Genomic DNA, 12,741 nt, shown 5'->3' with positions numbered 1-12,741 from the left:
GCCAGGCCAGCCGACCGGGCCCGGTCAGGTCAGGTCAGCGCGGAGCAGGCCACGATGCCGGTGAGCAGCAGCGCGCCCAGCACCGCCTGCAACAGCAGCGGTGGGCCGAGGTGCGACCAGAGCGTCGCGGTACGCGGGGTCAGCAGCTGACCGGTGGTGAGGTTGACGATCCGCTCGATGCGCGGCGGCAGATCCGGGTCGCGTTGCGGGCGCAGGGTGAGCTGCACGTGGTCCGCCGGGTGCAGCGCGCTCTGCGGCAGGTGGCCGTGCAGCTCGACCTCGCACAGCTGACCTGCGGTGTTGCGCAGCCGCACGGGGGTCACCAGGTATTCCGGGCCCTGCTTCAGCTCCTTCCACCGCCGCCGGGTGCCGCCTCCGCCGAAGGAGAACAGCGTGCGCAGCAGAAGGGCGGGCAGCCTGGCGATCGCCGCCGCGGCGAGTACGGCCACCAGCACCGGTTGCCCGACGCGTATCTCCCGGGTGTAGCCGTCCAGCAGGCGGATCAACCGTCCGGTGACGATCCGCTCCGTCGGGTGCACGATGCGTCGGGTATCGAGTCCGCTGTCCATTTCCACCACCGAGAGTCCGCGTCCGTTCACTGATCGTATCGATGTCCTCGGTTGAACGACGTGAATGAAACCTGGTCACGGGCTCACGGCGGCGAGGTGACATCCCGGGCGAGCAGGGTAAGCGGGGGGCCGAGCTGGAAAGGGGTCGAGCATGCAGCTGTCCTTCCTGCGCCCGCTCTACGACCACCCCGGGCCGTGGTGCTCGGTGTACGTGGACGCCTCCGCCGACACGGAGGACGCCCACGAGGCGCTGGCCCTGCGCTGGCGTGCCCTCGAACGCAGCCTGGCCGACCAGGGCGCCGACGAGGCGAGCATCGCCGCGTTGGACCGGGTGGTCCGTGGCCACGACCCGATGGTCGGGGACTACGGAATCGCCGTCTTCGCCAGTCACGGCCGGGTGGTGCTCTCCGAGTACCTGTCCGCGCCGCCACTGCGCGATCTGGCCCACTACGGGCCGCTGCCGCACGTGATGCCGCTGCTCGCCCAGCGCGGCGAGCAGGTGGCCTGGGTCCGGGTGCTCGCCGACCGTACCGGCGCGGACGCGGTCGCCATCAGCGCCGGCGGAGTGCCCCGACGGGCGCACGTCGTCGGCCGCGAGACGTTCCCGCTCCGAAAGCCGCAGCCCGGGGGCTGGTCCCAGGACATCTACCAGAAGGCCGCCATGGAGGCGTGGCACCACAACGCCGGAGACGTCACCGCGGCGACCGTGGAGCTGGCCGAGAAGGTCGGCGCGGAGGTGGTGGTGGTCGCCGGCGACGTCCGGGCCACCGGCATGATCGCCGCCCAGATGCCCGAGCGCTGGCAGGACCTGATGGTGCGGACCGACGCGGGCTCGCGGGCAGCCGGCGCCGACCAGACGCTGCTGGACGACCTCACCGTGCAGACCATCGCGGAGGTCGCCGACCAGCGCATCGCCGCCACGCTCGACAAGTTCGGTGTGCAGGAGGACGTCGGCGGCGGCCTCGACGCGGTCGTCTCGGCGCTGCAACGCAACCAGGTGGACACGATGCTCATCGTGGACGACCCGTCGGCGAACGGTGAGCTGTGGATCGGTCCGGAACCCACCGAGATCGCCGTCGACCCGGGGCAGCTGGCCGCCATGTCGGTGACCGACCCCCAGCGGGTACGCGCCGACGCGGCGCTGGTCCGGGCCCTCGTCGGCACCGACGCGGCGTTGACGGTGCTCGGTCCGGACGAGGCACCCGACCTCGTCGACGGTGTCGGGGCGGTCCTGCGCTATGTCGACCCCGGCACTCCCGGGCGCGGCAATGGTTGAGCGGTTCGTGGCCGACCTCGTGGTGCAGCGGCTGCTGGCCTGGCGGGTGCCCCGCGTGTTCGGCTATCCGGGCGAGGCGATCGCCCCCCTCGTGGAGGCGTTGGAGCGTACCGGCGGTGATCCGGCGTTCATCCCGGCCCGCCACGAGGAGACGGCCTCGTTCATGGCCACCGGGCACGCCAAGTTCACCGGCGGCATCGGTGTCTGCCTGGCCACCCAGGGGCCCAGCGCGGTCCAACTGCTCAACGGCCTGTACGACGCCAAGCTGGACAGCAAACCGGTCGTGGCGATCGTCGGCGAGGACATCTCCGGACCGCTCGGCGGTGCCCACCAGGAGATCGGCCTGAGCCGTCTCTTCGGGGACGTGTGCAACCAGTTCGTCCGCTACGGCCGCAGCCCGCAGGAGGTGCCGGGACTGCTGGACCAGGCATTCCGTACGGCGGCGGCGACCCGCAGCCCGACCTGCGTGGTGCTGCCCCGGCAGTTGCAGGAGGCCCTGGTGCCCGACCTGCACACCAACGCCGTCGGGGTGATCTCGGCGACGCCAGGTGAGCCGCTGGCCCGGGTCCTGCCGCACGAGGTGGACCTGGAGGCCGCCGCGCAGTTGCTCGGCGGTGGCCGGCGCACCGCGATCCTCGTGGGCCAGGGCGGGCGGGGCGCGGCCGCCGAGATCGTCGAGCTGGCCGACCGCCTCGGCGCCGGGGTGGCAACCTCGCTGCTGGGCAAGCCCGTCCTCGACGAACGGCTGCCCTTCCACGCCGGGGTGCTGGGGGAGGTGGGCACCCCGGCCGCTGCCGAACTGATGGGCGGCTGCGACACGCTGCTGCTGGTCGGCACCAACGACCCGTGGACCGACTACTTCCCGATGCCGGGACAGGCCCGCACGGTGCAGATCGACATCGACGGGCGGCGCATCGGCACCCGCTACCCGGCCGACGTGCCGCTCGTCGGCGACGCCGCCGAAACCCTGCGGGCGTTGCTGGCCCGGGTGCCCGACCGGCCCAACCCGCAGTGGCGCGCCACAGTGGAGAACTCGGTGGACCGCTGGCGGGCCGACGCCGCCGAACGGGCCGCCGCGCCAGCCGAACCGATCAACCCGCAGCTGGTGCTCCAGGAGCTGTCCAGCCGGCTGCCGGGCGTCGGCGCGGTCGCCGTCGACGTCGGCTCGGTCCTCCACTGGTACGCCCGGCACCTCGTCCTGCCGCCAGGTGTCAACGCGCAACTGTGCGGCACCCTCGGCTCGGTGGGCTGCGCCCTGCCGTACGCGGTGGCCGCCAAACTGGCCGCACCCGACCAGCCGGTGGTCGCGCTTGTCGGCGACGGCGCCATGCAGCTCAACGGGCTCGCCGAGCTGATCACCGTGTCGCACCACTGGCAGCGGTGGCGCGACCCTCGACTGGTGGTGCTGGTGCTCAACAACCGGGACCAGAACGGTATGGCCGGCGGGCGGCAGCCGTCGAACGATCCGACCCGACGTCGACCCGACGTGCCGTACGCCGGCTGGGCCCGGCTGCTCGGGATGCACGGCGTCCGGGTGGACCGGCCCGAACTGGTCGGCGCGGCCTGGGACGAGGCCCTCGCCGCGGACCGTCCCTGCGTACTGGAGGCGGTCGTGGACCCGGCGGTGTCGCTGGCGCCGCCGGACCCGGCGTTCGCCGACCTGCGCGGCCTGTACGCCGACGGGGCGGCGGCCCGGAAGGTACGGGAACAGACCGAACGCACTGTCGCCGCGCAGGATGTCGTTTAGCGGTCCTGCTCAGGGGCATCAGAAGCGGCCCAACGACGCTGGAGGTCCCATGCCGGAGCCCGCCGACCGCCGCTACGGTCCCGCACCACTACCGCAGCCGCGCGGTCCGCTGTCCGCGGCGGTGACCGATGCCCTGCGGCGTGCCCCGCACGACCTGCCGGCCAGCCTCGGCGCCGACCTCGACCCCGAGGACCCGCTCACGGACGAGGACCTGCAACTGACCCTGTTCCTCTGCTACGAGCTGCACTACCGGGGCTGGCGGGGCGTGGACGACGACTGGGAGTGGCAGCCGACGCTGCTGGGCCTGCGTGCCCGCGCCGAACGGCCCTTCGAGGCGGCGCTGCGCCGGCTGGTCGGTTCCCCGCGGGTGCCCGCCGCCGGAGTGGCCGCCGGGCTGGCCGAGCTGGTCGCCTCCGACGACGGGCCGTCGCTGGCCGCGACGCTCCAACGGCGCGCCGACCTCGCCCAGTTCCGCGAGTTCGTCGTGCACCGTTCCGTCTACCACCTGCGCGAGGCGGACCCGCACAGCTGGGCCCTGCCCCGCCTCGGTGGCGAGGCCAAGGCCGCCCTCGTGGAGATCCAAACCGACGAGTACGGCAACGGCCGGCTGGACCGGATGCACTCCGAGCTGTTCCGGCGCACCCTGGACCGGCTGGGCCTGGACACCGGGTACGGCGCACACGTGGACGCGGTGCCCGCTGTGACGTTGACGACGAACAACCTCATGTCGCTGTTCGGCCTGCACCGGCGCCTGCGCGGCGCGGTGCTCGGGCACCTGGCGGCCTTCGAGATGACCTCTTCGCTGCCCAACCGCCGCTACGGCAACGGGTTGCGCCGGCTCGGCTTCGACGAGGTGGCCACCGGCTTCTACGACGAGCACGTCGAGGCCGACGCGGTGCACGAGCAGATCGCCGCGCACGACATGTGCGGTGGCCTGGTCCGCGCCGAACCGGCCCTGGGACCGGACGTGCTGTTCGGCGCGGCGGCCGGCCTCGCGGTGGACCGGCTGTTCGCCGCGCACCTGCTGGACAGCTGGGCCGCCGGACGCAGCTCCCTGCGTCCGACCGTGCCATCCACCCCGCCCACCCTGCCGCCGACCGTCCCGCTGGTGGCGGCGACCCCGATGGCTCCGCCGGCCCCTACCGCGCTCGTCTGAGCCCAGAGGGCTCAGCACGCTGGATTCGCCGTGTCAGGTGCGGGTTGTCCCCACCCTGCGCGGTGTGACCCGGCGGCGACGACCCACTGTCACCCCTCGCGGGTGGTGCCCGCCCGGAAGTTGATCGCCTTGTGGGTGCCGTCGCAGAACGGCTTGAGCGCCGACTTGCCGCAGCGGCACAGCGCAACCGTGCCCCGGCGCGCGTCGATCCGCTCGCCGTCGGGCGTGACGAGGGCGAAGTCGCCGCGGACCAGAAGCGGTCCGTCCTCGTACGGGGTGATCGTGGCGGCGGCGGGCTCGCTGGTGTCGTCGGTGCGCATGGCCCCGGAAGTGCCCGCCCTGGCCGGCCCGAAACCCGAGGGACCGAACGCCGGTGATGACCGGCGCACCCCACCGACCAGCGGATTGTGCCGCCGGGAGGGTGATGCCCCGTTTGAACCCCATCGGGACGGGAAGCCGGGCCGCGTGGTGAGCGAACGAGGCAAGGTGGGGCCGGTGCACAAGGTGCGCAAGGGGCTCACGGCCGACGGCGCCGGTCTGGCCGGCGACCGGGTCGTGGCCGTGGGCAGCGCCGCCCGGGTGCTGGTCGCCGCCACCGCCCGCGCGCTGAACGGCACGGACTGCGCCGACCTGGGCCACCCCGGGCCGATGTCGCGGTTCCCCGGCACACCCGAGCCGGTCCGCCGGGCCGCCGTCAGCCGGGCCGCGGGGCGGGTCGCCCTCACCGCCACCCAGGTCGACGAGGTGGACGCCGCCCGGGTGGCCCGCTGGTTCGTCGACCAGTACCCCCGTCGGCGCTACCCTGGCCTGCTGATCGGCTCGCCGCACGGCGCGGTGGCACACCTCGCGGTTGCCCTCGGCGTTCCGTGGCTCCCGGCCGGTTTCGAGATGACCGCGCACTGGTCCGACGGCGCGGTGGACCGCCCGGCGGACGCGCTGGAGCACGGCGCGGCACTGGCCACCCGGCTGCTCGCCGCGAACCCCGACCTGCACCTGCGCCAGGTGCACTGCCCGGCCAGCCGGGGATCCCTGACCGGGGCGACCGTGTCGCTGACCGCCGCCTGGCAGGCCCTACCGGCCGCGTACGGGCAGTTCCTGACCGACCGGCTCGCCCCCGGCGCCCCGGTCGTGCTGGTCCGTGACGTGCGGACCTGGCCGGTGCTGGAGCACGGCCCCCGGCACAGCTTCCAGGTCGGCTGCCCGGCCAGCGGGCTGGACCCGGTCGACTTCCACCCGGACAGCCACGCCCTGCGCCAGGTGCTGCGCTCCGTCGGCGGCGACGCCACCCGGTGGGAACCGCCGCAGGTGTCCGCGCCGTCCGGTTACGCCGAGCACGACGTCGAATCGGGGTTCGAGCTGTCCGCGCGGGACTGGGCGGCCCGCCGCGAGCACCCGCTGCACCGGGTGCTCGTACCCCGTCCGGCGGCGCTCAGCGCGGGGGTCGCCGACCTGTACCGGCGGTGGCTGCGGGGCGCCGGCAAGACCGGTGACCGGTTGGTGGTGGAATGCGGCAGGCTGCTCGATCCGTGGCAGGTGGTGCGGGCGGGGCTGGTGCCGTACTGGTGCGAGAACGCCACCCGGCGCAGCGTCGACGAGGCCGAGTGGTGGCTGGCCGGCAGCGAGGCGTTCACCTCGGTGGACGTGCTGCCCGAGCCGCCAGGCGTGCGCTCGCCCGCCCTGGCCGGCCTGCCGCAGTGGCTGGCGGTCGCCGGGTTCGGTCGCCGCCGTCGGGCGTTGGACCGCACCTCCGCCCGGGGCTACCCGGTCACGTCGGTGCCCACCCGCCGGGCCACCGAGGTGCTCCGCTCCCAGCCGTACGACCTGCCCGCGCCGCCCCCTCTGGGGGCCGCCGAGGCCCTGTCCACGCTCCGCGACAGCGGCCGCCACCAGGGGTTGCTGGTCTCCTGAGACGGAGGACGCCGAAACATCCTCGCGAACCCGGGGTCCCGTGATTGAGTACCTACGGAGCGGGAACATCGCTGGCTGCGACGCCTTCATCGCGTTGCGTGCACGGCGTTGTCGCCCGCTGGCATCCCAGTCACTGACCCACTTTCCGGCCCGGTGCGTGGCTCGTCCACGCGCACGACCGGTTTCCCGATTCGGGCGGGGGACCTTCCTGAGGGAGGCGCGGATGTTCGGACAGACCAGCACGACCACGACCACACCACCACCCACCGAGCGGGGTCTGGAAGACCTCGACGCGGCGGCGCTGGCGTACGCGGCCCGGATCGAGGGGCTGCCGCCGGAGCGCCGGCAGGAGGCACGGGACGACCTGGTCCGCTTCGCGCTGCCGTTCGCCGGCCGGCTGGCCCGCCGCTACCGGGGGCGCGGAGAGCCGCTGGAGGATCTGGAGCAGGTGGCCCGCCTGGGGCTGGTCAACGCGGTCGACAGGTACGACCCGGAACGGGGCTCCTTCACCGCGTACGCCGCGATCACCATCGTCGGCGAGATCAAGCGGCACTTTCGGGACCGCACCTGGGGTGTGCACGTGCCCCGGCGGCTGCGCGACCTGATCCTCGAGGTCGGTCAGGCGACCGCCGCGCTGACGAGTGAGCTGTCCCGGGCGCCCACGGTGGCCGAGCTGTCGGCCCGGCTGGAGACGCCGGAGGAGGAGATCCTCGCCGCGCTGGAGTCGGCGGCCGGCTACAGCCCGGCGTCGCTCAACGCGCCGGTCGGCGGGGAGAGTTCCGCCGAGTTCGGCGACCTGGTCGGGGAGTCCGACAACGCGCTGGAATCAGTCGACGACCGGGTGACGGTCAGTGGCCTGCTGCACCGGCTGCCCTGGCGGGAACGGCGCATCCTGGCCATGCGCTTCTACGGCAACCAGACCCAGGCGGAGATCGCCGCCCGGTTCGGCATCTCGCAGATGCACGTGTCCCGGCTGCTGTCGCGGGCGCTGACCTGGCTGCGTCAGGCGATGCTCGCCGACGCGCCGCCGCCGTGGCAGAACGGCGCCGCCGAACCGGACCCGGGCAAGACCCGGATCTCGGTGAAGCAGAACGGCGACCGGGTGGTGGTGGAGGTCGGCGGCGAGATCGACCGCGACGGCGCGGACCAGCTGCGCCGGGCCATGCTGGAGGCGGTCACCGGCCAGCCCAGCGAGGTGGTCGTCGACCTGGTCGGCGCGGGCGGCTTCGACGCCGGCGGGATCGCCGCGCTGATGGCCGGACGGGACGCCGCGGAGCGTACCGGGGTGCCGCTGCGGCTCACCCGGGTCCAGCCAGCGGTACGCCGTTCGCTCACCGCCGCCGGCCTGGCGCCGGCCCGGGACTGACCCAGCGCCGACAAGCGACGAGAGGGCCGACACCCCGTGGGTGTCGGCCCTCGTGCGTCGTACGCCGGTCAGCGCTCCTCGGGGTTGCCGTCGCTGTGCGGGTGCCGCCACCGCTCGTGCGGCTTGGGCGCGTCCTCGGCGTCCTGGGGCGGGTCGCTCTGCTCGAAGCTCGGACGCCTTATCCCCTCGGGTTCCGGCACGTCCACCGGGCGCGCGCCGGAGCGGGGCGCCGGCTGGTACTCGGCGGCGTCGCGGGCGCCGTGCGCGCCCTCGGTGGCCGGCGACTCCGGAACGTGGTGCTCCATGTGCAGCTCCTCGGCGAACTGCTGCGGTGGCTTCGTGGTGCGCTGCGGCAGGTCCCGGCCCAGGTCGGAGACGAGCGGGCCGTACTTGAGGTCGAACGCGGGCCGTTCGGAGCGGATCCGGGGCATCTGGTCGAAGTTGCGCAGCGGCGGTGGGCAGCTCGTGGCCCACTCCAGCGAGTTGCCGAAGCCCCATGGGTCGTCCACAGTCACCATCGCCCCGTACCGCCAGGACTTCCAGGCGTTGTAGATGAAGAACAGCGTGGACAGGCCGAGGACGAAGGCGAAGATGCTGGAGATCATGTTCAGCGTGGTGAAGCCGTCGCTGGGCAGGTAGTCGGCGTATCGCCGGGGCATGCCCTCGTTGCCCAGCCAGTGGTGCACCAGGAACGTGCCGTGAAAGCCGATGAACATGGTCCAGAAGTGGGCCTTGCCGAGCCGCTCGTCGAGCAGACGTCCGGTCATCTTCGGCCACCAGAAGTAGTAGCCGGCGAAGAGGGCGAAGACCACGGTTCCGAAGACCACGTAGTGGAAGTGCGCCACGACGAAGTAGCTGTCGTGGGTGTGCCAGTCCGCCGGCGGGCTGGCCAGCAGCACCCCGGTGAGCCCACCGAGCAGGAAGGTGACCAGGAACCCGATGGAGAAGAGCATCGGTGTCTCAAAGGTCAACTGTCCCTTCCACATGGTGCCGATCCAGTTGAAGAACTTCACGCCGGTGGGCACCGCTATCAGGTAGCTCAGGATGCTGAAGAACGGCAGCAGCACCTGACCGGTGGCGAACATGTGGTGCGCCCAGACAGTCATCGACAGCACGGTGATCGCCACGGTGGCCAGCACCATGCCTGTGTAGCCGAACAGCGGCTTGCGGGAGAAGACCGGGATGATCTCGGTGATGATGCCGAAGAACGGCAACGCGATGATGTACACCTCGGGGTGGCCGAAGAACCAGAACAGGTGCTGCCAGAGCATCGGCCCACCGGTCGCCGGGTCGAACACGTGCGCGTTGAGCAGCCGGTCTGCCGAGAGCGCCAGGAGCGCGGCGGCCAGCAGCGGGAACACCAGGATCACCAGCACGCTGGTGAACAGCATGTTCCAGGTGAAGATCGGCATCCGGAACATCGTCATCCCGGGTGCGCGCAGGGTCAGGATCGTGGTGATCAGGTTGACCGCGCCGAGGATGGTGCCCAGCCCGGAGACGACCAGGCCGAGCACCCACATGTTCGCGCCCACACCGGGGGAGTGCTCGACGCTGCTCAGCGGGGTGTAGGCGGTCCAGCCGAAGTCCGCCGAGCCCTGCGGGGTGAGGAAGCCGCCGATCACCATGAGGCCGCCGAACAGGTACAGCCAGTAGGCCAGCGCGTTGAGCCGGGGGAACGACACGTCCGGCGCGCCGATCTGGATCGGCACGATGAAGTTGCCGAACCCGAAGGCGGCGGGGGTGGCGAACAGCAGCAGCATCACCGCGCCGTGCGAGGTGAAGAGCTGGTTGTACTGCTCGGAGGAGAGGAACTGCATGCCGGGGCGGGCCAGCTCGGCTCGGATCAGCATCGCCTCCAGCCCCGCCACCAGGAAGAACCCGAAGGAGGTCAGCAGGTACAGGATGCCGATCTGCTTGTGGTCGGTCGTGGCCAGGAACTTGACCAACGAGTTGCCGGGGACCGGCGACCGTACCGGTCCGGGAAAGCCCCCGAAGCGTGCCGGTGCCAGGATCGCCGGGCCCCGGTCGCGACCGGGTTCGGTGGTTACCCGCTTGGGCATGGCTGCTCACCCCGTCGTGACGGCAAAAGGACGGGCGTGCCTACCCGACCATGTCATCATGAAACCAGGCGAGAGGGGTAATTTCGGTCAGATCGCCAGTACCGGCGGAACCACCGTGAACGTTCAGCCGACCGGCACCAGCGCCCAGACGGCCTTGCCCGGACCGGTCGGCACGCTGCCCCACCGCTGCGCCAACTCCCGCACCAGAAGCAGGCCTCGGCCACCCTCGGCGCGCAGGTCCAGCCCGGCCGGCTCAGCCGCCGCCCGGCTGCCGTCCACCACCGCCACGTGCAGGTACGGCCGGCGCAGGGTCAGCGTCACCTGCATCGGCGTGCCCGCGTGGCGGACCACGTTGCCGACCAGCTCGCTGAGCACCAGCGCGGCCGGACCGGCCGCGTCGGGCAGGTTCCACCGGGTGCACGCGTCCCCGACCAGCTCCCGGGCCCGCCGGCAGGCCCCGGCCACCGGCTCCAGGCGGGCCCGCAGCCGGGGCGAACTGGCTTCGCCGGCCATTCGGGTCGCCTCCGCGCAGTCCGGCGACACCGGGACCACCCGGCACGTCGTCGACTCCGCCAGCCAGCGCGCGGCGGCCGGTGGGGGAGCGCAGAGCACCACAGGAACGGCCGGCCACTCCTCGGCCCGCCGGGCCGTGGCCGCGAAGACCGACAGCGCCAGCCGGTCTTTCACGGTGACGTCGGTGAGATCGATCACCAGCGCGTCCGGCTGGGCGGCCAACGCCCCGTCGAGGGCCTGGTGCACCGAGCGCATGGTGCTCAGGTCGAGGGCCCCGGTGAGCTGGACGACCGCCACCGGTGCCGTTTCGCGCACCTCGCAGGTGATCCGGCTGGGCATCCGGGCTCCCTCGATTCGCTTTGTGGGTCGGGATCTGCCAACTACCCGAGGCCGCCAGGCGTCAAACCGGAACAAACGGATCGCGCGCGCACGTCACCGTCGGGCTCTTCCGGTGAGCAGGCCCAGCGCGATCATGCCGACGCCCAGGCCGAGGTGCAGCCAGCCGTCGGCGTCGTTGACCGGCAGCACGTTCGCGCCGGTGTCGTGATCCACCGCCAGCCCGTACAACCAGAGCACCAGGTAGACGGCGCCGCCGCCGATCAGGAAGGTGCGCGCGCCGCCGACCGTCCGCGCCAGCGCCAGGCCGGCCACCCCGAACAGCAGGTGGACGAGGTTGTGCAGCACCGACACCTGGAAGACGCCGAACAGGAACGCGCCCGAGCCGTGCCCGGCGAAGCGCAGGTCAGCCGTACCGCTGGTGATCCCCGGCACGAAGCCGAGCACCCCGACCAGCAGGAACACCACCGCCACAGTGGCCGCAGCGCGGCGTACCGGCGGCTTGCCCTCGGCCGGGTTGGCCCGGGCCCGGGAGTGCGCCATGGGTCCGACCATCACCGGCTCCTCGCTGCGCGGCGGGCGTGGGCGCCGCGCATACCCGGTGCCGCCGCCGGCAAACCGACGACGGCACCGGGGCAGGTCAGACCGGTTGCAGCCGGGTCGTACCGGCCATCTCGCGGACCCGCTGGTACAGCTCGACGTAACGCTGCGCCATCACCTCCGGGGTGAACCGACGCGCGGCCACCCGCCGGCACTCGTCGGGGTCGAGAAGGTCGGCGGCCAGCACGAGGTCGGCCAGCTCGTCCTCGTCTGCCGTCAACAGTCCGGTGCGGCCGTGCTCGATCAGCTCCGGCAGGCAGCCACGGGCGGTCGCCACCACAGGCGTGCCCAGGGCCAGCGACTCGACCACCGCCGTACCCCCGGGCTCCTCCCACCGCAGCGGGAACAGCGAGGCACGGGCGCTGGCCAGCAGGTCGTCGCGCTCCTGACCGGCCACCGTCCCGATCCAGCGGACCAGGTCACCGTCGACGTGCGGCGCCACCTCGTCGAGGAAGAACCGCACGTCCGGGTTCTGCCGGGCCTCGTCGCCCGCCGCCGCCAGGTCGGCCGGACGGTGGTACGGGCCGACCGGACCGGCCAGCACCAGCGGGATCCCGACCCGGTGCGCCAGCCGCGCCCCGACGTCCTGCCCCTTGCCCGGGTTGATCCGGCCGAGGATCAACAGATGCTCACCCTTGTCCGGGCGGGGCCGGCGGTCGGCGTCCACGGCCAGCGGGGTGGACAGGTGAACGTGCCCCACCGCGTGCTCCCGCAGCGCCAGCGGCGCCCGGGCCAGCTGGGACGCGGAGACGCCGTTGACCCGGACCCGGTCGCCGCCGTCCAGGCTGCCGTACAGCGCCGGATGCTTGGCCAGGTCCCAGTGCAGGGTGTGCAGGGTCGGCGGCCCGGACGGGCCCATCGCCGCCAGGGTGGCCAGCCCGACGGCCTCCACGTGGTCGTGCACCAGGTCGATGTCGTCGCGGGAGTGCAACTCGCGGACCACCCCGGCGAGGTGCGCCTGGGCGATCCCGCAGACCTGGTTGTACGGGCGCTGCAACGCGGCGAACTGCCCGTCGTCGAAGACCGACATCCGGTCGTCCACCGGCAGGGTGCTGCTGCCCACCGAGGCGAGCACCACCCGTACGCCGAGTCGCCGCAGCTCCGGCACCAACGTGGCGATCACGTTCTCGATGCCGCCGTAGCCGGGGGGTGGCACGGACAGCCACGGACCGGCGTTCATCAGGACGGTGAGACTCATCGGAGGACCTCC

At 72.8% G+C, this 12,741-nt stretch carries 11 protein-coding genes; 5 read left to right on the top strand and 6 right to left on the bottom strand.

Annotated features, from left to right (window positions below; genetic code table 11):
- Positions 1–29 precede the first annotated feature (29 nt).
- Entirely contained in the window at positions 30–578 is a 549-nt protein-coding gene (locus tag ACFY1S_RS25000) for a hypothetical protein (protein WP_357986956.1), read from the bottom strand.
- 142 nt (positions 579–720) lie between these two features.
- On the opposite strand from ACFY1S_RS25000, the gene ACFY1S_RS24995 reads away from it, so the two are divergent.
- Genes ACFY1S_RS24995 through ACFY1S_RS24985 form a run of 3 tightly spaced genes read left to right on the top strand, consistent with a single transcriptional unit; the run spans position 721 to position 4,748 of the window.
- Positions 721–1,845, top strand: a complete 1,125-nt coding sequence (locus ACFY1S_RS24995; RefSeq protein WP_387122518.1) for a Vms1/Ankzf1 family peptidyl-tRNA hydrolase — start codon at positions 721–723, stop codon at positions 1,843–1,845.
- The gene (locus tag ACFY1S_RS24990; RefSeq protein WP_387122514.1) at positions 1,838–3,592 is read left to right on the top strand and encodes a thiamine pyrophosphate-binding protein; all 1,755 of its coding nucleotides are present in this window, start codon (positions 1,838–1,840) and stop codon (positions 3,590–3,592) included. The genes ACFY1S_RS24995 and ACFY1S_RS24990 overlap by 8 nt, the downstream gene beginning before the upstream one ends.
- A gap of 49 nt (positions 3,593–3,641) precedes the next feature.
- The gene (locus tag ACFY1S_RS24985; RefSeq protein WP_387122509.1) at positions 3,642–4,748 is read left to right on the top strand and encodes an iron-containing redox enzyme family protein; all 1,107 of its coding nucleotides are present in this window, start codon (positions 3,642–3,644) and stop codon (positions 4,746–4,748) included.
- A gap of 89 nt (positions 4,749–4,837) precedes the next feature.
- Here ACFY1S_RS24985 and ACFY1S_RS24980 read toward each other — a convergent pair whose 3' ends face one another.
- Positions 4,838–5,068 (bottom strand): CDGSH iron-sulfur domain-containing protein, encoded by a 231-nt coding sequence (locus ACFY1S_RS24980; RefSeq protein WP_112587484.1) that lies wholly within the window; start codon positions 5,066–5,068, stop codon positions 4,838–4,840.
- A 184-nt stretch (positions 5,069–5,252) separates the two neighbouring features.
- Here ACFY1S_RS24980 and ACFY1S_RS24975 point away from each other — a divergent pair, with 184 nt between their 5' ends.
- A complete protein-coding gene (locus tag ACFY1S_RS24975) occupies positions 5,253–6,656 on the top strand; it encodes a hypothetical protein (RefSeq protein WP_387122643.1) in 1,404 nt (467 codons plus the stop codon).
- Between the two features lie 223 nt (positions 6,657–6,879).
- Positions 6,880–8,022: a SigB/SigF/SigG family RNA polymerase sigma factor gene (locus ACFY1S_RS24970; RefSeq protein ID WP_387122506.1), complete on the top strand. Its 1,143-nt coding sequence runs from the start codon at positions 6,880–6,882 to the stop codon at positions 8,020–8,022.
- 68 nt (positions 8,023–8,090) lie between these two features.
- On the opposite strand, the gene ctaD is transcribed toward ACFY1S_RS24970, so the two are convergent.
- The 4 genes from ctaD to ACFY1S_RS24950 all read right to left on the bottom strand — a co-directional run bounded on the left by ctaD (position 8,091) and on the right by ACFY1S_RS24950 (position 12,729).
- Entirely contained in the window at positions 8,091–10,082 is a 1,992-nt protein-coding gene (ctaD, locus tag ACFY1S_RS24965) for a cytochrome c oxidase subunit I (RefSeq protein ID WP_387122503.1), read from the bottom strand.
- Between the two features lie 123 nt (positions 10,083–10,205).
- Complete coding sequence (locus tag ACFY1S_RS24960) at positions 10,206–10,934, bottom strand: STAS domain-containing protein (protein WP_387122500.1); 729 nt, start codon at positions 10,932–10,934, stop codon at positions 10,206–10,208.
- A 93-nt stretch (positions 10,935–11,027) separates the two neighbouring features.
- Complete coding sequence (locus ACFY1S_RS24955; protein ID WP_387122497.1) at positions 11,028–11,486, bottom strand: DUF4383 domain-containing protein; 459 nt, start codon at positions 11,484–11,486, stop codon at positions 11,028–11,030.
- A gap of 85 nt (positions 11,487–11,571) precedes the next feature.
- Entirely contained in the window at positions 11,572–12,729 is a 1,158-nt protein-coding gene (locus ACFY1S_RS24950) for a glycosyltransferase (protein WP_387122495.1), read from the bottom strand.
- Positions 12,730–12,741 lie beyond the last annotated feature (12 nt).

Origin of the sequence: Micromonospora sp. NPDC000663, assembly GCF_042898105.1 — a bacterium.
GTDB lineage: Bacteria > Actinomycetota > Actinomycetes > Mycobacteriales > Micromonosporaceae > Micromonospora.
This window is presented reverse-complemented; position numbering and strand designations above follow the sequence as displayed.